This is a genomic window from Ornithinimicrobium sufpigmenti (assembly GCF_004322775.1).
GTDB classification, from domain to species: Bacteria; Actinomycetota; Actinomycetes; order Actinomycetales; family Dermatophilaceae; genus Ornithinicoccus; species Ornithinicoccus sufpigmenti.
In genome coordinates this window covers 3,800,880-3,821,322 of the sequence record NZ_CP036403.1, presented here as the reverse complement: position 1 = coordinate 3,821,322, position 20,443 = coordinate 3,800,880, and the positions used below count along the sequence as shown (strand labels likewise).

At 68.1% G+C, this 20,443-nt stretch carries 16 protein-coding genes; 2 read left to right on the top strand and 14 right to left on the bottom strand.

What is annotated here, in order from left to right; translation table 11 throughout:
* The first annotated feature begins 14 nt into the window (after positions 1-14).
* Together ESZ52_RS17545 and ESZ52_RS17540 are read left to right on the top strand one after the other, a co-directional pair.
* Positions 15-5,243 carry a LamG domain-containing protein gene (locus ESZ52_RS17545; protein ID WP_131106063.1) on the top strand — a complete coding sequence of 1,743 codons (5,229 nt, stop codon included), beginning with the start codon at positions 15-17 and terminating at the stop codon, positions 5,241-5,243.
* Entirely contained in the window at positions 5,240-6,529 is a 1,290-nt protein-coding gene (locus ESZ52_RS17540; protein WP_131106062.1) for a lipopolysaccharide biosynthesis protein, read from the top strand. The genes ESZ52_RS17545 and ESZ52_RS17540 overlap by 4 nt, the downstream gene beginning before the upstream one ends.
* On the opposite strand, the gene ESZ52_RS17535 is transcribed toward ESZ52_RS17540, so the two are convergent.
* The 14 genes from ESZ52_RS17535 to ESZ52_RS17470 all read right to left on the bottom strand — a co-directional run bounded on the left by ESZ52_RS17535 (position 6,510) and on the right by ESZ52_RS17470 (position 20,438).
* Positions 6,510-7,700 (bottom strand): O-antigen ligase family protein, encoded by a 1,191-nt coding sequence (locus ESZ52_RS17535; RefSeq protein ID WP_131106061.1) that lies wholly within the window; start codon positions 7,698-7,700, stop codon positions 6,510-6,512. The two genes, ESZ52_RS17540 and ESZ52_RS17535, sit on opposite strands and share 20 nt — an antisense overlap.
* Before the next feature lie 82 nt (positions 7,701-7,782).
* A complete protein-coding gene (locus ESZ52_RS17530; protein ID WP_238154365.1) occupies positions 7,783-8,445 on the bottom strand; it encodes a CDP-alcohol phosphatidyltransferase family protein in 663 nt (220 codons plus the stop codon).
* A gap of 98 nt (positions 8,446-8,543) precedes the next feature.
* Positions 8,544-9,407, bottom strand: coding sequence for a hypothetical protein (locus tag ESZ52_RS17525; RefSeq protein ID WP_238154364.1), 864 nt, complete (start codon positions 9,405-9,407; stop codon positions 8,544-8,546).
* A gap of 32 nt (positions 9,408-9,439) precedes the next feature.
* Positions 9,440-10,648, bottom strand: a complete 1,209-nt coding sequence (locus ESZ52_RS17520) for a Gfo/Idh/MocA family protein (RefSeq protein WP_131106058.1) — start codon at positions 10,646-10,648, stop codon at positions 9,440-9,442.
* Positions 10,645-11,814, bottom strand: a complete 1,170-nt coding sequence (locus ESZ52_RS17515) for a DUF1972 domain-containing protein (protein ID WP_238154390.1) — start codon at positions 11,812-11,814, stop codon at positions 10,645-10,647. Before ESZ52_RS17515 ends, ESZ52_RS17520 begins: the two co-directional genes overlap by 4 nt.
* A gap of 74 nt (positions 11,815-11,888) precedes the next feature.
* Entirely contained in the window at positions 11,889-12,635 is a 747-nt protein-coding gene (locus ESZ52_RS17510) for a PIG-L deacetylase family protein (RefSeq protein WP_181009840.1), read from the bottom strand.
* A gap of 120 nt (positions 12,636-12,755) precedes the next feature.
* Positions 12,756-13,622 carry a glucose-1-phosphate thymidylyltransferase RfbA gene (gene rfbA / locus ESZ52_RS17505; protein ID WP_131106055.1) on the bottom strand — a complete coding sequence of 289 codons (867 nt, stop codon included), beginning with the start codon at positions 13,620-13,622 and terminating at the stop codon, positions 12,756-12,758.
* Positions 13,619-15,019, bottom strand: a complete 1,401-nt coding sequence (locus ESZ52_RS17500; RefSeq protein ID WP_131106054.1) for a sugar nucleotide-binding protein — start codon at positions 15,017-15,019, stop codon at positions 13,619-13,621. Before ESZ52_RS17500 ends, rfbA begins: the two co-directional genes overlap by 4 nt.
* A 3-nt stretch (positions 15,020-15,022) precedes the next feature.
* Complete coding sequence (gene rfbB / locus ESZ52_RS17495) at positions 15,023-16,033, bottom strand: dTDP-glucose 4,6-dehydratase (protein ID WP_131106053.1); 1,011 nt, start codon at positions 16,031-16,033, stop codon at positions 15,023-15,025.
* 85 nt (positions 16,034-16,118) lie between these two features.
* The gene (locus ESZ52_RS17490; RefSeq protein ID WP_131106052.1) at positions 16,119-16,808 is read right to left on the bottom strand and encodes a response regulator transcription factor; all 690 of its coding nucleotides are present in this window, start codon (positions 16,806-16,808) and stop codon (positions 16,119-16,121) included.
* 172 nt (positions 16,809-16,980) lie between these two features.
* Entirely contained in the window at positions 16,981-17,190 is a 210-nt protein-coding gene (locus ESZ52_RS17485) for a hypothetical protein (protein WP_131106051.1), read from the bottom strand.
* A 58-nt stretch (positions 17,191-17,248) separates the two neighbouring features.
* Entirely contained in the window at positions 17,249-18,451 is a 1,203-nt protein-coding gene (locus ESZ52_RS17480) for a type III PLP-dependent enzyme domain-containing protein (RefSeq protein WP_131106050.1), read from the bottom strand.
* Positions 18,448-19,611 (bottom strand): pyridoxal phosphate-dependent aminotransferase, encoded by a 1,164-nt coding sequence (locus ESZ52_RS17475; RefSeq protein ID WP_131106049.1) that lies wholly within the window; start codon positions 19,609-19,611, stop codon positions 18,448-18,450. Before ESZ52_RS17475 ends, ESZ52_RS17480 begins: the two co-directional genes overlap by 4 nt.
* On the bottom strand, positions 19,608-20,438 hold the full coding sequence (locus ESZ52_RS17470) for a 2,3,4,5-tetrahydropyridine-2,6-dicarboxylate N-succinyltransferase (RefSeq protein ID WP_131106048.1): 831 nt from the start codon (positions 20,436-20,438) through the stop codon (positions 19,608-19,610). The genes ESZ52_RS17475 and ESZ52_RS17470 overlap by 4 nt, the downstream gene beginning before the upstream one ends.
* Positions 20,439-20,443: the final 5 nt, after the last annotated feature.

Below are 20,443 nucleotides of genomic sequence, written 5' to 3'. Positions count from 1 at the left end.
GTAAGGACACGGACATGACCGGTCTTCGCAGTTTTTCCCAGCGGGTCACCGCCATGATGGCAGTGGTAGCCACGGTGCTAGCCACGATCCTTGTGACGGTTGCCGGCGCGTCCGCGGCGCAGGCCGCGATCAGCCCGATCGCACCTCGAGGACCGCAGCAGGTCACAGCAGATGCGTTACCGACGGCTCAGATCAACGGCATCGCCTGGTCCCAGGCGATCGTCGGGAACACCGTGTATGCCGGCGGCCGGTTCACCCACGCCCGCCCGCCTGGAGCCGCTCCGGGCACCAACCAGACGCCCCGGGGCAACCTGCTGAGCTACAACCTCACGACTGGCCAGCTCACCGGTTTCAGCCCCGACCTCAACGCTCAGGTGTTGGCCGTCTCGGCGGCCCCTGACGGCTCGCGAGTCTATGTGGGAGGGGATTTCAGCGCGGCGCAGGGACAGAACAGAGGACGGATCGCTGCCTACGACACGGCCAGCGGCCAGCTGACCGACTTCAGGCCAGCGATGACAGGCCAGGTCAAGACGATCGTGGCTACCGACGACGTGATCTACGTCGGGGGGTCCTTCCAGAGCGTCGGAGGGGTCAGCCGGACGCATCTGGCCGCCTTCGACACCGAGGGCAACCTGCTCAACTGGAACCCGGTGCTCGACCGACCGGTCTGGGGCCTGGCTCTCAGCGAGGACGGTCAGCACGTCATCGCCGGCGGTGAGTTCGAGACGGTGAACGGTGTTCGGCAGCGCGGGCTGGCAAAGCTCGACGCGGTGACCGGAGAGCTGCAGCAGCTGCCCTATCAGGTCTCGAACGGGGGACCCGACGCGGCGGTGACCAGTGTCTCCGTCGATGGGGACTGGATCTACGGCACGACCTACCATTTCGGTCCCGGGGGCAACCTGGAGGGCCCGTTCAAGGTCAACGTCCACACGGGCGAGACGGGGTGGGTCAACGACTGTCATGGGGACACCTACAGCCAGTGGGTCGCGCAGGACGCCGTCTACTTCGTCGGCCACCCGCACTACTGCGGCAACGTCAGTCTCGGCTTCCCCCAGTACTCCAGCTGGAAGTACCAGCACACCGGGGCAGTGACGAAAGAGGCTACCGGCGAGAACATCCGTGAGGTGCACGGCTACGCCAACTGGGCTGGCACCCCCAGCCCCTCGACCGTGCACTGGTTCCCCACCATGTCGATGGGCAGCGTGAGCGGCGCCTACCAGGCTGGTTGGCACATCACGGGCAACAGCGAGTACGTCACCGTGGCGGGAGAGTTCCCGAGGGTGAACGGGGCGGTGCAGGAAGGGCTCGTCCGGTTCGCCGTCGCGCCCATCGCGCCGCAGAACCGAGGGCCGCAGTTCCTCGACAACTCCCTCATCCCCGACCTGCAACCGGTCGCTGACGGCGCCGTGAAGGTGAGCTGGATGGCCGGGTATGACATGGATGACGAGTCGCTCACCTACCAGGTCGTGCGCACCCCCGGGGGCATGGTCCGTGAGTTCAGCGCCTCCTCCGCCTGGTGGCGCGTGCCCGGTCTCAGCCACGTCGACACCGATCTGACACCGGGACAGACCTATAGCTACCAGGTGAGGGTCATCGACAGCTCGGGCAACCGGGTGTTCGGCGCCAACCGACAGGTCACCGTGCCCACCACGGTTCCCCGTACTCCGTACGGGGCCGCGGTGCTCGACGACGGTCCCGAGCTGTACTGGCCGCTGGACGACACCTCAGGAACCAGCACCATCACCGACCACGCCGGTGGGTTCTACGGTGTCCCAGGCAGCGGGGTGACCTACACCGTCGCGGGAGCCATCCCTGACAGCACGGCTGTCAGCGTGGCCAACAACAACAACGGCCGGATCTACGCTCGAGGCAGCCACATCGCTCCGGTGGAGTTCAGCGCAGAAGCATGGTTCCGCAGCAGCGCCACCAGCGGACGCCTGCTCGGCTTCGGCGACCTGCAGACCGGCAACTCCGGTCACCGCGACCGCAGCATCTACCTGGGCAACAGCGGGCGGGTGCACTTCGGCCTGCAGTCGGACGGGGCGAAGGTCGTGGCCAGTCCCTCGTCGTACAACAACAACCAGTGGCACCACGTGGTCGCGACCCTCTCGGGTCAGACTGCCCGGCTGTATGTGGACGGCGTGCTCGTGGGTGCGCGACACGACATCACCAATCCTGAGGAGTACGTCGGACACTGGCGGGCCGGCGGCGACAGCCAGAGCGGCTGGCCGAACGGCGGCAACGCCAACTTCACCGGGGCCATGGACGAGATCGCGATCTACCCGCATGCCCTTACACCGCAGCAGGTCAACGCCCACTATGTCGCGTCCGGCCGCGCGTCACTGATCCCTGAGCGGCCCGCGGATACCTACGGTCAAGCGGTCTTCGACCATGAACCGAACCTGTACTGGCGCCTGGCCGAGACCAGCGGCACCACAGCGGGGGACGCGGGGTCCATGCTGAACAACGGGACCTACCGCGGCGGTCACACCCTCAACCAGCCTGGCGCCCTCGCCGGGGTGGACAACCCGGCGGTCACCTTCAACGGTAGTTCCGGCTACGTCTCCTCGAACACCCAGTTCCTCAACCCGCAGGTCTTCTCCACCGAGGCCTGGTTCAAGACGTCGACGACCCGCGGTGGCAAGATCATCGGGTTCGGCAACCAGCAGGCTTCGCTCTCGAGCACTTACGACCGGCACGTCTACATGGCCGACGACGGCAGGTTGATCTTCGGGGTCTACACGGGCGTCGAGGAACGCATCACCACGGCCGGGACCTACAACGACGGCTCCTGGCACCACATGGTGGCCACGCTGTCGGAAGAGGGCATGCGGCTCTACGTCGACGGCGCGCTCGTCGGCACCAACCCGACCTCCCGCGCTGAGTCGTTCAACGGCTATTGGCGAGTGGGGGGCGACCGCGTCTGGAGTGGCGCCACGAGCGCCTTCTTCGACGGCACCATCGACGAGGTCGCTGTGTACTCGCAACCCCTCACCCTCGAGCAGGTGCAGCACAACTACACGACCGGCAGCGGTCAGGTGCCCAATGTCCCGCCCGTGGCGTCGTTCGAGTCCGTGGCGAGCCATCTGGCGGTGGCCTTCGATGCTTCGGCCTCCCAGGACCCGGATGGGCAGGTCGCGTCCTACGACTGGAGCTTCGGTGACGGCGCGACGGCGAGTGGTGTCACGCCCACCCACACCTATGCCGAGTCAGGGACCTACCCGGTGACGTTGGTGGTGACCGATGACGACGGCGCGACGCACACGTCGGTCCGTGAGGTGACGGTGGTCGCCAACGTGCCGCCGATGGCTCGGTTCGGGGTGGAGTCGTCGTTCCTGCAGGCCGGTTTCGATGCCTCGGCGTCCTCGGACGAGGATGGGTCGATCGTGGAGTACCTGTGGGACTTCGGGGACGGTTCGGCTGGTTCAGGTGTGGTGACCGGTCACACCTACGACGAGCCGGGGACCTACCTGGTGACTCTGCAGGTGCGGGATGACGATGGGGCGGTGCACAGCACTTCCGCTGAGGTGACGGTGGCGGCGAAGCCGCCGAACCAGGCACCTGCGGCTGAGTTCTCCCACGAGGTGACCGCGTTGCTGGTGTCGGTGGATGCCTCGGCCTCCGAGGATCCTGACGGTGACATCGTGTCCTATGAGTGGGGCTTCGGTGACGGTGCGACGGGCACGGGCCTGATGGCTACGCACACATATGCTGCGGCCGGCACCTATGAGGTGAGCCTGGTGGTGACCGATGACGAGGGGGCCAGTGCCCTGAGCTCGGTCTCGGTCACGGTGCAGGAGCCTCCGCAGAACCAGGCGCCGACGGCTCAGCTGACCGTCTCGGTCTCGGATCTGACCGTGTCGGTGGACGGCAGCGAGTCCCTCGACACCGATGGCCAGGTCGTGGCCTACGACTGGGACTTCGGTGATGGTGAGCAGGCCTCCGGGCAGACGGCGTCGCACACCTATGCCGCGGCCGGCACGTACACGGTCACGTTGAGCGTGACCGATGACGACGGCGCCACGGGCACGGCTCAGGAGCAGGTCGAGGTGAGTGCCCCACCGGTCAACCAGGCTCCGCAGGCGGCGTTCTCCTGGTCCGCCACCGGGTTGACAGCCACCGTGGATGCGTCGGGATCGACGGACTCTGATGGGGTCATCACGGCCTACGAATGGGACTTCGGGGACGACGCCGAGGGTGAGGGAGAGGTGGCCATGCACAGCTACGGCTCGGCGGGTAGCTATGCGGTGACGTTGACGGTGACCGACGACGCGGGTGCCACGGGTTCGGTGACGCACCAGGTCGTGGTGCAGGCTCCGCCACCGGTGAACCAACCGCCCACGGCGCAGTTCACCCACCAGACAGCCGATCTCACGGTCGCGGTGGACGCCGCGGGGTCTGCGGATCCTGATGGGACCATCGGCAGCTACGTGTGGGAGTTCGGTGATGGCAGCACGGCGTCTGGTGTTGCTGCTTCGCACACGTATGCCGCTGGCGGCAACTACACCATCACCCTGACTGTGGTCGACGACGACGGTGCCAGTGCTGAGGTCACGGCGCAGGTGGTGGTCACGTCTGGTGCTCAGACCTTCGTCACCGACACCTTCAGCCGCACCCTGGCCAACGGGTTCGGCACGGCCGATCTCGGTGGTTCCTGGACGACCACGCGCAGCTCGAGTCTCTTCTCGGTGAGCGACGGCAAGGGACACATCCGGATGAGCGCGCCTGGATCAGGTCCGAACATCTTCCTGCAGGGACCGTTGGCGGTGGATCTGGATGCCACGGTCGACGTGACAATGGACAAGGACCCCACGGGTGGAGGGACCTACAACAGCCTGGTCGTGCGGCGGATCGCCAACAACGACTACCAGCTCAAGGTCAGAGCCCTGCCGGACCACGTGCAGATCCTCCTGACCCGCACCGTGAACGGGGCGGAGAGCACGCTGTCCAGCACGACCGTGCCCATCGTCTACCGAGCAGGGGACACCCTGCGCCTGCGCGTGGTGGCCGACGGCAGCGGCACCACCAGCCTGACTGGTAAGGCATGGGTCCTGGGCACCCCCGAGCCGGCGGCATGGCAGGTGCAGGCCACCGACACCACCGCCGCTCTGCAGGGCGCCGGCGGCGTAGGCCTGATCTCCTACCTGTCCGGCTCGTCCACCAACGCCCCCGTCACCTCCTCCTGGGACAACCTCCACGTCGGCAGCACCCAGGAACACGGTCAGGAGAACGAGGCGCAGTGACCCGGTCACCTTCCACTACCTCGGTCCGCGCCGAGGCCGAGAAGCCCCGGCGGGGCCGACTCAACGCGCTGGGGGGTGTAGGTGCCCAGGGGACGCAGGCCATCGTCAGCCTGGCTCTGCAGGTGATCGCTGCCCGTGTGCTGGGGGCCGAAGGCCTGGGCTTGTTCGCGGCCGTGTACGCCCTGATCGTCATGGCAACAGCGGTCTCCAGCGGCTTCGTCGGGGACTCCCTGACTGTCCTGGACCGCGCCGACCGGAGGGTTCGCGCAGCGTTACAGGGCTACTGGGTGGGGCTGTCCGGCGGACTTGGTCTGGTGCTCGGCCTCGGCGTCTGGACAGTCGGCCTGGTGGATGGCCGCACCGCAGTGGCCTGCGCCTTCGCTACCGCGTTCTTCCTCTGCAACGACGTGGTGCGCCGCACCCTGATGGCGACGATGCGCTTCTGGCACATCGTCATCGTCGACCTCGCCGTCTTCTCCGTCTCGATCTCCTGGATCGTCGGCGTGCACGCCACCGGAAACGCCGTCGACCTGGCGCAGCTCTTTCTCGCCATGGCCTGCGGCCAGGCGGCCGGCATCGTGGTGGGAGTCGCGGTCCTGCCTCGGAGCGAGCGGCACCTCGTGTCCTGGTCCGGGGCCGACTGGGGGGTCGTTGCGCGGTACGGGGCATGGCGGGCGCTGCAGCAATTGGTGCGGCCCACCATGCTGGCCGGCGTCCGCGTGGGGGTCATCGCCATCGTGTCCTTGGCGGCAGCGGGTGAGCTGGAGGCCGCACGGATCTACATGGCCCCGGCCATGGTCGTGGTCGGTGGGGTCAGCAGCTTCCTGTTCGCCAGTTACGCCGCCGAGCCCAGGGAGACGTCTCACCGTGCACAGTTGCGCCGCGTCGACCGCAATGTAGGTCTGCTGGTGGCCTTCGTGGTCATCCTGTGTCTCCTGGCGATCCTGGGTATGCCGTGGTTGGCCCCCCTTCTCACCGACGGTGAGTATGAGTTGTCGGCGGTCGCCGTGGTGGGGTGGGCGGTGTTCGCCGCGGCTGTCGCGATGAGCACTCCTTACGGACAGATGGCAGCGGTCAGGGGGCACCACGTCAGCGTGTTCGCCATCCGGTGCGTGGACGCCCTGACGTCACTGACCGCGCTCCTGGTGCTGCTGCACCTGGGTATGTCGGTCAGCTTCGCCCCCCTTGTCCTCGCCGTCGGGAGCGTGGCCGCTGGGATGATGATGCGGTGGGTGCTCGTCAGAAAAGACGCGTCTCGCCGCGGGGTCAGCGCGGCGGTGCGCTAAGAGGAATCACCGGGCGGATCTCCGGCGGTTCTACGTTGCTTGCTGGTCGCCAACCGCGTCGGGTCACTCGATCGCTGGTCAGGGAGACCAGCATCAGGACGAGGAAGGGTGCGGTGCTGTCCAGGAGGCCGCTCTCGACGATGCTGCGGATCACCAGGTAGGACAGCACTGCCACGAAGAACATCCTGGCCCGCCACGCGCAGTGCAGGCTGGCGACGATCGTACCGACGAGCCACAACATCAGGATGATGACTCCCAGGAAACCTGCCTGCACAAGGGCGGAGACCCACGTGCTGTCCAGCAGCTGGGTGTCCCACCACTGACCCTTCACCGGGATCAGTTTCTGGTTCAGACCGCTGCCCATCCAGCGCGCCCACTGCGTCTCGGGGTAGGACCATGCTGCCTGCCAGGCGATCGTCCGGGAGCTCAGGGTGGTCAAGTTCGCAGCTCCTCCTCGACCGAGGTACTGCGCGACCGCTTCGCTCGCGAAGATGCCGTAGACGGCCAACGGGATGATGGCGGCCACCACGCTGGCAGCCGCCGGACCCAGCCGACGTGCCTGCAGGAGCATGACCGCCAAGGCCACGACAACAGCCAACAAGCCGGTTCGCGAGCCCGTGGCCCAGATCAGGGCGAAGCAGGTGAGGGCGATGACCAGCTGCGGTGTGGACGCTCTCCCTTGAACGGCGAGCCAGACAAGACCGATCAGCGGGATCCCCAGAAGCATGGCGATCTCATTGGGGTGGGAGGGTGGTATGCCGCCGAAAAGCCGTCCCTGCTCCAGGATCGAGCCGAGCCCGGTCGTCGCGGCCACGCCGCCGACGACGAGCATCGCGGTCAGAAGATCACGGAAGAGACGTTCGACCGGGAAGGTACGCACCAGCAGGATCAGCGTCAGGCCCAGGATGAACATGCGAATCGACAGCACCGCCGCTGGCACGACGTGGCCTGCCGCCAGTCCGCCGAACGTCGCTACTGTCAAGTAGGCCGTCAACATCCAGAACGTCCGGCCGCCGACAGGCTGCGGATCGCGCTGTGCCTGTCGAGCCAACCAGGCCATGGACAGGGCCAGGATGCTGAGGGCCGCCTTGCCCGCGACGACCGGATCCACACCGCCCTCGAAGTAGACACCCCTCCTCCAGCTGGTGGTCGCCACGACCAGCAGCAGCATGATGAAGAGGCTCGTCCGGGGACTGCGTGACCTGTCCCCGGGACGGCTCGGCGAGCGGCCTGAAGGTGTGAGCACGGTGAGCTCAGGCAGAGACGGACGACGGACGCGCTGCAGCGGGCCTGAGAGCGGCCACCCGTCGGAACCACGACCGGAGCTGGCGGACCATCATCACGGCTGTCAGTGCTGCGAGGGCGATGTAGACGCCGACGAAGACAGCTGGCAGAGCCAGGAGCACGAAGGTCCAGGCCTGCACCCCGTAGTCCGCGGGCAGCGCCAGCACCGGCTGCCACGCCGGGCGTCGGCGCTCTGCAGCACTGTCCCGGGGATGCAGCCGCTCCAGCATCTGCGTGAGGATCTCGGCAAAGAACCACGTTCCGCTGACCACCATGGTGAGCACGGGGATCAGCAGGATCTCTGGGGGAAGGTCGACGAACCGATACCAGTGGATCAGGACCGCCGCGTGGAGAGCGATCGCCTTGGCGGCGTCGATCACGTGGTCCAGCCATTCCCCGGCGGGGCTGCCACCACCACCGAGCCGGGCGACCTGCCCATCGGCGGAGTCGAGGGCATATCCGAGCACCAGCAGGAGCGCGACGGCGATCGCCGCGGGCCAGGACGGAGCGGCCAGGGTGAGCAGCGTCAGCCCGCCGAAGGTCATCAGGGCGCTGACGACCGTGACCTGGTTCGGTGTCAGTCCGTAGCGGAAGGCAACCACCGCAAAGACCCGTCCCAGAGGCCGGTTCACCCAGCGCGAGTAGAGAGACACCCCGACGGAGCTCTTCTGAGCGGACGCCAGCTGAGCGTAGGTCTGAGCGAGGGGGACGGATCGGTCGATGAGGGTGCTCATTGAGCCCAGTACTTCCCGACGAGCCGGGCGGTGCTCTCGATGTTTGCGCGGCTTGAGGCCCCGAAGACGATCGATTCCAGGTTGGGGAGCCCGCAGACCCACTCGATCGCCTCTTCGGCGGGGATCGCCCCGGAGGCGAACACCGACATCGCGACGGCGCGGAACTGACGGTTGCTGAGCGAGTCGAGGTAGGCGTCCACGCCGCCTGGCATGCGGAACCCGAGCTTGTTGATGTTGGCGCACACCATGGGGTTCTCGACACCGACCCGATCCAGCGCGTCCAGGAGCATCGGCAGGTTCATGGTGATGAAGCCGGGCTCGACTCCATACCGCGAACGGACGTGGTCCGCGAAGGTGCGTAGCGGTTCATGGGCTCCCAACCCCAGAAGCAGGTCCACGACCACGTTCTGGAGCCAGATCACCGGTGTCGGGAGACCGTCGAACATCCGCATCTCGGCGTCGACGAGAAGAGTCGCCAGCCCGTCGACGTCCTTGGTGGCAAGGGACTTGGTGCCCTTCGCCACTGCGTCGAGCAGGCCTTCCTGGGGTGTGAATCGACGCACGGCGCCGAGGAAGCCGTCGTCCGTGACCGCATTGGCATACTTGTGGGCGTAGGGCATGCACGGCATGAACTGCAGACCGGCCCAGCGAGCCGGGTCACGCCGCACCTCGCGACAGATCTCCGCGACTCGGTCGTGGGTCGTGCACATGAAGGTACGTGCGCCCGCCTCGACGGCATGGCCCAGGACATTCATGACCGAGTCCAGACGCTGGAAACGCATCTGCTGCGCGCGGGCCTTCTCCTCGGACATGTGGTTCACGCCGAAGAACTGGTTGTCCCCGAACAGCAATCGGTCCAAGGGCTGTGTGGGGGCGTCAGGAACGAGCGCGGTCATTGGTCGGCCTTTCCGGTTCTGGCGTAGCGCGGTCTCAACACCCGGCCGACGCTGGATCGCCCCACACCGACCGATGCCCGGGCCAAGATGCTCCCCACCGTGGGTCGCGTAGGTGCTTGTGCTCCGTTGATGGCGTCGCCGATCGACCCGTTGAGCGTCCCGACATCAGGTGTCGGACGGCCGGCATCCCGTCCCGACTCTTTCGCCCGGTCAGCGATCATGGATATCAGGCGATCCGTGACACCGGCGCTCGTGAAGGTGTTCACCCCGTCGACCTCATGGTGGCGAACCCGATGCACGAAGTTGTCGATCTGAGCGCTGTACTCCTCACCGCGGACGTAGAACCACGGCGTCTCGGTGAGGTCGGTGGTGTAGCGAACGTTCCAGCCGGTGTCGTATCCATCCACGGGCGAGGCACCGACTCGCCGATAGACCTGAATCTCCTGGCGGTCGGCGCAGATCCGACCATGCGTTCCCCAGATGGTGATCTTGGTCGTCATCTTCCGCTGGGACTCGTCCGACCAGTTGACGGACAGCATGGCGTTGGCCTGGCCGAACCGTACCGTCGCGGCCACCGTGTCATCCGCGTCCCGCGAGAAAGCGTGCCCGACCCGACCGTCCACGGCGGAGGGAACTCCCAGATACCACGTCAGGAGGTCCAGGGGATGCGCTGCGTAGTCGTAGAGGGCGCCGCCGCCTTCTGCTGCGCGGGATCGCCAGCTCCGCCGTTGCGGCTTGAGGACCACCGGGCCGTACGCCTCGGCCAGAGCGTGCACCGGGGTGCCGATGGCGTTGGCCTCGAGGAGGCGCTTGACCTCGGCGAAGGAGGCCACGAACCGGTTGTGGTAGCCGACCTGGGTCACCAGGTCACGCTCTCGGGCCAGTGCGGTGAGGCGGGTGCCGTCACGGGTATCGAGAAAGAGGGGCTTCTCGCAGAAGACGTGCACGTTGCGTTCCAGGGCTGCCTCGACCATGGGCGCGTGCAGGTGCGAGGGGGTAGCGATGACCACTGCGTCAAGGCCTGCCTCGTCCAGCATGCGCGCGTAGTCGGTATAGGTGGGCACCCCCGAGTAGCGATGCAGGACGTCCAGGACGTACCTGGTGGAGTCGCAGATGCCGGCTACCGCGACGTCTGGATGAGGCTTCAGCATGGAGAGGTGTGACAACCCCATCTTGCCTAGTCCGACTACACCGACTCTGATCACAGTTGACCCTTCCGGTCGACGCTGGCACGGGGGTCAGCTGTTTGTAGTTGGTGAGAAGTGCGCCCGCAGGCCTCGAGAAGGACGCGTTCGTACTGCGTCCCGATGTGCTCCCAGGTGAACTCCTCGGCGTGACGCTCCCGCGCGGCCTCGGACATCTCCGTCAGCGTGGCCTTGTCGTGCAGGAGTTCGTCCAGCAACGCCGCCAGGTCTGTCGCGTCGTGGAAGTACCGTCCGGCGGCGCCCGCGACCCAGGTGTTGTACGGGTTGTGGTGGGCGATGACGGGGTTGCCGGCAGCCATGGCCTCGACCAAGGAGGGGTTGGTTCCTCCCACGGTGTGGCCGTGGAGATACACGCGGCTGTGGAACCGGAGCGCTGACACGATGCTCTGGTCATAGATGGACCCGACGAACCGGATCTCGTCCGAGGCAGCGGCCAGAACTTGCCGTTGGTATGTGTCTTCCGTGGAGTAGTCGCCCAGAATGACGAGGGGTATACCCCGGCGCCGTGCGGACCAGGCCGTGACGATCTCCAGGATGGAGTTCTCGGGGATGGGCCGACAGATGAGCGTCGCGTAGTTCCCTGGCGTCAACCCGAGTCCGAGCACCGGGGAGGTCGCCGCAGTCTGCACCTCGTGCGCGCCATACGTGATGGTCCGCACACGGCGACGGCCGAAGTGTCGCCCCAGGTAGTCCGAGATGACGGGGTGATCACCCACGAGAAGGGTGCCGACGAGACCGGCGCACCGCTCGTTGGCGAGCAGTATCGCCTGGCGAGTCAACCCCCACCTCGCGCGGGTCCACTCCATCCCGTCCATGTTGATGACGTTGGGTACGCGCTTGAGACGGTGCGCGATGTTCAGCACTCCGGTGTTGTAGCCGAAGGTGAGGCAGACGTCGACATCCTGCCGTTCACGCATCAACCAGGCAATCGACTTCCTGTCGAAGCTGGCGGTGCCGAGCCATCCAGGTCGGTGTTCAGGGATCAGGACCCGCCGCAGGCCACGCCACTCGTCGGTGCGGACTGGCCCACGTCCTTCCACCTGGCAGTGCACAGTGACCTGCCACCCCCGTCGGGCTAGGTGCAGGCCGACGTGCTCGGCAGCTGTTTCGAATCCCCCATACGCAGCGGGAACCCCATGGGTCCCCAAAATATGGGCAGCAGGCATCGGCGCCATCAGGCTTCTCCCACTACAGTGTTGTCACGGAACCCGGCTCACGCTACGGGTGCCGTGCCGTCACGTCAATGGTCCTCCTGGCTGATTTCTCGCGGGGTTCTCGCGACCGCTGCAGGTCCTGCCGGGCGAACCTGAGCGAACGCCTCGAACGGAAGAAAGAAGTCCTCCAGGAAGCCGACCGGGAAATGTGGCAGCTGGCTCTGGTAGACCGCCATCGCCTGCCGCTTCTGGTCGAGGAAGCCCCGGGTGGACACCAGGTGGGGACGTGCGCGCTCGGGAAGGTTTCCCTCTGACCGGTCACGGATGAGGCGCCGGACGAGATCCCGGCAGGTGCCGAACGCGGGGACCCGCTGCCAGACCGCGTACTCATACACCCGCACGTCCGCAGGGTTGCGGGCGACCGCCTCGATGGTGGCGAGGGCGACTGTCGCGTGATCCGGATGTCTGTCTCGAGAGGAGGTCACCATCACCTGTGCCACATGTGTGGAACCGATGACCGAGCTCAACGCCTGCGTCAGAGTCGATCGATCAGGTGGCAGCGCACCATCGTGAAAGTTCAGCATGGTGGTGTGGTCCTCGTCGACACCGAGATGGGCGAGAGCTCCGCTCGCCTCCTGCTGACGGAGGGCCAGGAGTTCCGCAACGCTCATACCCGGTGGTCGAGGAGACTGGCCACCTCCTGTCACCAGCACCACGTACACGGGGGTGCCCCGCATCCGCATCCTGGCAATGGTCGCCCCGCACCCGAGGGTCTCATCATCGGGGTGAGGCGCGACAACGAGCGTCGGCCTGTCCGAGATCTCATCGGTCATGTCCACACCGACCGCCCGAATCGCCCCTGAGGACGCGACGCGCGTCAACGTCTTGGCCGCCCTACGGGGCAGGGACGACAAGGAGCTCATGACACCACCTCTCGGCTGACCGACGATGCGCTACTGCTCGCTCACGAGGCTGAGCAGGTAGTCGCCGTAGCCGGACTTGCGCAGTGGTTCCGCGCGTGCGGCGAGGTCGGCGTCGCTGAGGAAGCCCTGACGCCAGGCGACCTCTTCGGGTGCGCCGATCTTGTAGCCCTGCCGGGCTTCGAGGGTGCGGACGAAGTTGGAGGCGTCGTTGAGGGAGTCGAAGGTGCCGGTGTCGAGCCAGGCGGTGCCGCGGGGCAGGATCTCGACCTGCAGCTCGCCCTGCTCGAGATACCGGCGGTTGAGGTCGGTGATCTCCAGCTCGCCCCGGGCCGAGGGACGCAGCTCGCGGGCGTAGTCGACCACTCGCTCGTCGTAGAAGTACAGGCCCGGCACGGCGTAGGAGCTCTTGGGCTCCGCGGGCTTCTCCTCCAGGGAGATGGCCCGTCCCTGCTCGTCGAACTCCACCACGCCGTAGGCCGTGGGGTCGGCGACGCGGTACCCGAAGACGGCGGCCCCCACCAGGTCGTCGAAGCGGCCCAGCTGGGTGCCCAGACCGGGTCCGTAGAAGATGTTGTCGCCCAGGACCAGGCAGGACCGGTCGCCGGCGATGTGGTCGGCGCCGAGGAGGAAGGCCTGCGCCAGGCCGTCGGGCGAGGCCTGGACGGTGTAGGTGATGTTGATCCCGAACTGCGACCCGTCCTGCAGCAGGCGCTGGAACTGCTCGGACTCGTGCGGGGTGGTGATGACCAGCACATCGCGGATGTTGGCCAGCATCAGCGTGGAGAGCGGGTAGTAGATCATCGGCTTGTCGTACACCGGGACCAGCTGCTTGCTGATGCCCTGGGTGATCGGGTGCAGCCGGGACCCGGTGCCCCCCGCCAGGATGATGCCCTTCATCGCCGCTCGTCCTCTCGGTGCAGGTATGCGGCCAGCCCGGCCGCCTGGTCCGTGGGGGTGAAGCCGGTGGCCGTGATCTTGTCCAGGGACAGGACCGAACGGGCCGGTCGGGGTGCGACCGGGTGGGTCGCCCCCGCGGTGTACTCGGCCGTGGTGGTGTCGCTCACGGCGCTCGGGTCGACGCCACGGAGCGTGAAGACCTCCCGGGCGACGTCCGCCCAGGAGGTGGGCTCACCGGTGCTGGTGACGTTGTAGGTGCCGAACGCGGCGCCCGTGCTGAGCAGGTGGGCGGTGACGTGCGCCAGGTCGCTGGTGAACGTGAGCCGGCCCACCTGGTCGGCCACGACCGACGGGGTCACGCCGCGCTCGGCCAGTCCGGCCATGGTGGTGACGAAGTTCTTCCCTTCGCCCACGACCCACGACGTCCGGATCAGGTAGTGGCGGGGCACGACGGAGACGGCCAGGTCACCGGCCGCCTTGGACTGTCCGTAGACCCCCAACGGGCAGAGCGGGTCGGTCTCGCGGTAGACGTCGGCGGTGCCGTCGAAGACGTAATCGCTGGAGTAGTGCACGAGGGTGAACCCGTGCTCGACCGCCGCCCGTGCCAGCGCAGCCACACCGGTCGCGTTCACGGCCCAGGCCTCCTGGCGGCCGTCCGCAGTCTCGGCCACGTCCACCGCCGTGTGCGCAGCCGCGTTGATCACCGTCGTGACGCCGGCCCAGTCGAAGCGGGCGATGGAGTCGGGGTCGGCGAGGTCGAGCTCATCCCGGCCGACGGCGCGCGCCTGCGGCAGGGCCTCAGCGAGGGCGCGGGCCAGCTGTCCTGTGCGCCCGATGATGACGGTCTTCCGATCCCGGACCGGCGTCACCTCGGCGAGCCGTGGGTGCGCCCGGTCCTTGTCCGAGACCTCCGCGTCCACCAGCGGGAGCGGCCAGGGCACGGACACGGTCTCGTCGGCCAGGTTGAGCATCGTGTAGCCCGCTTCGGGTGACCAGTGGTCGTTGACGAGGTAGGAGTACACGACCCCGTCGACGAGAGTCTGGTAAGAGTTCCCGACCCCGCGGGGCACGAAGACCGCGGTGTGCTCGTCCAGCTCCTCCGTGTGCAGCGTGCCGAAGGTGGGTCCTTCGCGCAGGTCGACCCAGGCGCCGAAGGCGCGGCCGTGGGCGATCGAGACCAGCTTGTCCCAGGGCTCGGCGTGGATGCCTCGGGTCACCCCGGCGGGGCCGTTGTAGGCGACCGAGTGCTGCACCGGGCCGAAGTCCGGCAGCCCGAGGGCGGTCATCTTCGCCCGCTGCCAGTTCTCCTTGAACCAGCCGCGCGCATCACCGTGCACCTGCAGGTCCAGGACGAGCAGGCCGGGGATCGCGGTGTGCCGCAGGCCCAGGTCAGCCATCGCTCACTGGCCCTTGGCGGCGTAGGCAGCCTCGGTGCCCGCCTTCTTGGGCTCCCACCAGTCGCGGTGGGCGGCATACCAGTCGATCGTGCGCGCCAGCCCCTCCTCGAAGGAGTCGTGTGAGGGCTGCCAGCCCAGCTCCGTCTGCAGCTGGGTGGGGTCGATGGCGTAGCGCAGGTCGTGCCCGGCCCGGTCGGTGACGTGGTCGAAGTCGTCCGGGTCGTGCCCCATCACCTCGAGGATGAGCCGGACGACCTGCAGGTTGGACCGCTCCCCGTCAGCACCGACCAGGTAGGTCTGCCCGATCCGGCCCCGGTTGAGGATGGTCCAGACCGCGCTGGAGTGGTCATCGGCATGGATCCAGTCGCGCACGTTCTCCCCGCTGCCGTAGAGCTTGACCCGGCCGCCGGAGAGCAGGTTGGTGATCTGGCGGGGGATGAACTTCTCCACGTGCTGCCACGGGCCGTAGTTGTTGGAGCAGTTCGACAGCGTCGCCCGCACGCCGAAGGAGCGCACCCAGGCCCGCACCAGGTGGTCGGCCGCTGCCTTGGAGGCCGAGTATGGCGAGGACGGCCGGTAGGGGGTGTGCTCGGTGAAGCGCTCAGGGTCGTCCAGCTCCAGGTCGCCATACACCTCGTCGGTGGAGACGTGGTGCATGCGGACGTCGTGACGCCGGACTGCCTCCAGGAGGGCGAACGTGCCGACGATGTTGGTCTGGATGAACGGGCTGGGGTCGTGCAAGGAGTTGTCGTTGTGCGACTCGGCCGCGAAGTGCACCAGCGCGTCGTCGGGACCCGTGAGGCCTCCGACGAGCTCGCCGACGAGACGCTCGTCAGTGATATCGCCGACGACCAGGTCGAAACGGTCCTCCGGAAGGGCGTGCAGCGCCTCCGGCGAGGCGGCATACGTCATCTTGTCGAGCACCGTGACGTGCACATCGGTGTGCTTGAGCAGGTAATGGACGAAGTTGGATCCGATGAAACCGGCACCACCGGTCACGAGAAGACGACGCATGGGCCAAACCTATCTTGTGGGGGACCCGTCGTCGGAGGGCTGAGGATGACGTGTTGCTCGGCTCGATGCGGATCTGCACCCGACCTCACTGCGCGGTCTGCAGCCGGTAGCCGACCGAGCGCACCGAGTCGATGCAATCCGGAGCGCCGGCGGCACGAAGCTTCATCCGGATGCGGCTGATGTGCGACTCCAGGGCCCGGTCGCTGAGGTAGGCGTTGCCGGCGGCCACCGCGAGCTCGGCGCGGGGCATCACGTCCCCCTGATGCAGGGCGAGGGCCAGCAGGATCTCGAACTCGGACTTCGTCAGGTTCACCCGTCGACTGCCCACGTCGACGGTGCGCTGACGCAGGTGGATGTCCATGGTGCCGGCGACGGAGACAGAGTCGGGCAGGCTGGACCCGACCGGCGCGAGGCGCTCGGAGCGGACGAGGGCATCCAGTCGGCTGCGCAGCTTGCGGGTCGAGGCCGGGAGCCCCACCACGTCCCTGGCCCCCCGATCGAGAAGGCTCGCTTCGTAGTGATCGGTCAGTCGCTCGGCGAGGACCAAGGTGGGCACGTGGAACTCCGCCAGCCACCGTTGCACGTCCATGAGCTCAGGGGTGATGGCTCCGCCATGGACGATGGAGGCGAGCGGCGCCGTCTCGTCCAGCCGCTCACGAACGAGCTCAGGCCCGATGATGATGTACGGGATGGCGCAGTCCTCGAGGGTGCCGAGGGTGGTCTTGAAGGCAGCTGGCGCAGGGTCGAGCGGGATGAGCCAGGTATGTCGGGTCACGGAACTCCTCGGTATGAAGAGACAGGGAGATGGGCTCAGTCACGGGTGAGCCTTTGCGAAGTCTTTACCTTCGGCCCGCTCTTGTCAATGTCCGAGCGAGTCTCAGCCGAAGTCTCGCGAAAACCCCGCACTGGGAGCCTTCTGATCCTCGGCGGCCTCGCGCCGTCAGTCCTTACCGGCGGCTGCTGTCGAAGCCCACCCCTACGGCCATGCCGAGGGGCATGCCGATGGCCAGCCAGAGGACCTCATCGGTGAGGACGAACAGGACCGTCCCGAGCATCATGCCGAAGATCAGGCCGTAGATGAGGCCCGGATAATCTGACTTCTCCTCAGCGCCTGGCTCGTCGGGAGCTGACTCATCAGGCTGCTGTGGCTCGTCCATGTGGCAAAACTACCGGTGCGAAACCCGTGTCCCTGCTCGCAGGACCGTCCGTCATAACTCAGCGACTGCTGACCCAGACCTGCTCAGGTGCCGGGTGGGACAGGAAGTGCGTCATGGCCTGGGTGGAGGCGTAGGCACCAGCCTGACCGAAGACCACCACGTCTCCCGGCTGGAGGGTGAGGGGGAGGTCACCGGTGCCGACCCGGTCCAGGGAGGTGCACAGGGGACCCGCCAGCGTCGTGGGCGCTGTCTCGCCACCGAGCACCCCGACACCGGGGCGCAGTGCCAGCGACGGAAAGGACTGCCCGGTCAGCAGTGGCCGCAGGAGGTGGTTGATCCCGCCCTCCAGCATGACGAACCGTTCGCCGCGGGAGACCTTGGTGCGCACCACGCGCGCGCAGTAGACGCCGGTGGGGGCAGACAGCCAACGACCCGGCTCCAGCAGCAGCTCACCGGTGAACCAGGGGTTCTCCTCCAGCACCCGCCCCAGCCCGGCCGCGAGCGACCGGACGTCCAGGCTCGGCGCCTCCGTCTCGTACCGGACCCCGAGGCCGCCACCCAGGTCGATGAGATCCAGCTCCCGCCCGAGCAGCCCCTGCAGGCGCTGCCCGATCGCCAGCGTCGTGCGGTGGTTGCCCAGCAGCCGCCCGGCGTCCAGCTCGTTGCTGGCAGCGAAGACCTGCAGCCCGGTGATCTGCACGCGGTCGTACCGCGCCGCCTCGGCCACGAACTCCTCGATCACCTCCTCGTCCACCCCGAACGCGCTCGGCCCGCCACCACCGATGATGGCGGCGGCCTCCGACACACCCTGGGCGGGGTTGACCCGGACGCTCACCGGCAGCGCGTCGCGGCCGGTGTGCAGGGTATGCAGCCGCGCCACGTCCTCGATGCCGTCCACCTGGATGCGGGCGCCGGCGAAGAGGGCTGCCTGCAGGTCCCGTTCGGACTTGGCCGGCCCGGCGAAGACCATCCCAGTCCCGGTGCCTCCGGCGGCCAGCACCGCGGAGACCTCGCCGGCGCTGGCGCAGTCGAACCATGCCCCTCCCGCCGCGAAGGTCTCCAGCAACGGCAGACCGGGGTTGGACTTCACGGCGTAGGCCAGCCGGACCCGCGCCGGCAGGAGGGAGCGGAGCCGACCGAAGCGCTCCCTCGCCGCATCCAGGTCGTAGGCGAAGAACGGGCCCGCCTGCGAGGCGGCCAGCTCCTGCAGCGCAGGCGCGTCGAAGGCGAAGAGGTCGGTCGTCGCAGCAGTCAGCATCATGTCGTCCACCACGGCGCCAGACGCCGCAGTCCTTCCTCGAGCTCGTCGAGCGCGCCGCCGAGGCTGACCCGCAGGTGGCCGGCCCCGCGGGGGCCGAAGGCGCTGCCGGGGACGGTGGTCACCCCGCCCTCGTCACGCAGGCGCAGGGCGAAGGCGAGGGTGGGATCGTCCGGAGCCGTGTCGGCCGCGGTGAGCGAGCTGTCTGGGACCGGCACCCACAGGTAGATGCCCGCGCGTGCAGGCCGGGCAGGAGAGCCGGCCGAGGTCGTCAGCGCCGACGCGACCTGCGCCACCGTCTCCCACCGCGCCCGCACGTGGCGCCGGGACTCTGTCAGCACCTCGTCGGCCGCAGTGAGCAGTGCCACCGCACCGGCTTGCGAGGGCTGCGCTGGAGCGGTCGTCATCGCGTTGTGGACGATGCGGGCCGGTGCCAGTGCCTCAGCCGCGCCGACCGCCCAGCCGAGCCGCAGGCCGGGCGCGCCGAACGCCTTGCTCATCGACCCGAGGACGACCCCGCCACCCACACCGGCGACGTCGTGCAGGGACGGTGGCCGCTCGTCCACCCAGAGCTCGCGGTAGACCTCGTCGCTGACCAGCAGCACACCGCGGCGGGCGCAGGCGTCGGCGACCGTCGCCAGGTCGGTCTCGGACGCCATACCTCCCGTGGGGTTGGCGGGGTGGCACAGCACGACCATCGAGGTCTGCGGATGGGCCTCCAGCGTCTGGACCAGGGCCTGCGCGTCGAGGTGGCCGCCGGTGGCCAGCGGGTAGCCGACCGGATCGGCGCCGCAGAGCCGGGCCAGGGAAGGGTAGGAGACGAAGCCGGGGTCAGGGACCAGCACCGTCGACCCGGGGTCGACATGCGCCTGGAAGAGCGCGAAGAGAGCCGCCTGGCTGCCGGAGGTGACCATGACCTCGTCGGCCGAGGAGCAGGAGTGGTGGGCGGCGATGGCCTGGACCAGGTCGGGTCGGCTCGTGTTGGGTCCGTAGGGGAGCGGTCCCGCACTCTGCCCGACCTCGGCCAGTGCCCGCCGGGCGACGTCGGGCAGCGGCCAGCCGGGCTCGCCCAGGGCGAGGCTGATCGTGCCCGACGGAGCCCCGACGGCCATGCGGCGGATGGGTGACAGGCGCTGGCCTGCCACCCGGCTCGCGGGGCTCACCGGAGCGCGTCCTCGAGGACGGTCGAGGCGTCGGTGGAGGAGTCGCGGTACTTGACGATGACCGGCGCGTAGAGGGACAGGCCGCGCTCCGCCGCGAAGGCACCGCTGGCCGGGCGGGTCCCCGGGACGACCACGGCGCCCGAGGGGACCTCCCCGCGAAGCTCCCGTCCGTGCACCAGGTCATAGATCGTCGTGCGTCCGGTGAGCACCACGCCGGGGGCCAGGACAGCGCGTTCACGGACCACGGCACCCTCGTAGAGCCCGCACTGGGCACCGACGAAGGCGTCGTCCCCGACCACGACCGGGCGTGCGCCGACCGGCTCCAGGACCCCGCCGAGCTGCACGGCAGCCGACAGGTGGACGCCGCTGCCGACCTGCGCGCAGGAGCCGACCAGCACGTGGCTGTCCACCATGGACCCGGAGTCGACGAACGCGCCGACGTTGACGTAGCTGGGTGGCATGACCACCACGCCCCGGGCCAGGTGGGCGCCGCGACGCACCGAGGTGCCACCCGGCACGACCCGGACCCCGTCCCCGGGTGCCATCTGGCGCGCGGGCACCAGCGACTTGTCGACCGCCCCGCCGGGCCATTCCATCTCGACTGTCTCGCTGTGCCGGAAGGCCGTCAGGATGCCGTGCTTGACCCACGGGTGCGCCTGCCAGGTGCCGTCCGCCGAGCGGGTCGCTGCCCGCGCTGTGCCGGCCTCCAGCTGGGTCAGCAGCTCCTCGACGCGGGCCACGACCTCGGCCTCCGACGGTGCGGACCCGTCCGAGCCCGCGCTGTCCGACTGCTGCGCAAGGCGGATGAAGAACTCCTTCAACGACATCGCGC

Bases quoted from the DNA above. Each gene is read 5' to 3' on its own strand.
- ESZ52_RS17545 (WP_131106063.1), top strand. From the start codon at position 15: ATGACCGGTCTTCGCAGTTTTTCCCAGCGGGTCACCGCCATGATGGCA.
- ESZ52_RS17535 (WP_131106061.1), bottom strand. From the start codon at position 7,700: ATGCTGCTGCTGGTCGTGGCGACCACCAGCTGGAGGAGGGGTGTCTAC.
- ESZ52_RS17515 (WP_238154390.1), bottom strand. From the start codon at position 11,814: ATGCCTGCTGCCCATATTTTGGGGACCCATGGGGTTCCCGCTGCGTAT.
- ESZ52_RS17510 (WP_181009840.1), bottom strand. From the start codon at position 12,635: ATGACCGATGAGATCTCGGACAGGCCGACGCTCGTTGTCGCGCCTCAC.
- rfbA (WP_131106055.1), bottom strand. From the start codon at position 13,622: ATGAAGGGCATCATCCTGGCGGGGGGCACCGGGTCCCGGCTGCACCCG.
- ESZ52_RS17500 (WP_131106054.1), bottom strand. From the start codon at position 15,019: ATGGCTGACCTGGGCCTGCGGCACACCGCGATCCCCGGCCTGCTCGTC.
- rfbB (WP_131106053.1), bottom strand. From the start codon at position 16,033: ATGCGTCGTCTTCTCGTGACCGGTGGTGCCGGTTTCATCGGATCCAAC.
- ESZ52_RS17485 (WP_131106051.1), bottom strand. From the start codon at position 17,190: ATGGACGAGCCACAGCAGCCTGATGAGTCAGCTCCCGACGAGCCAGGC.
- ESZ52_RS17480 (WP_131106050.1), bottom strand. From the start codon at position 18,451: ATGATGCTGACTGCTGCGACGACCGACCTCTTCGCCTTCGACGCGCCT.
- ESZ52_RS17470 (WP_131106048.1), bottom strand. From the start codon at position 20,438: ATGTCGTTGAAGGAGTTCTTCATCCGCCTTGCGCAGCAGTCGGACAGC.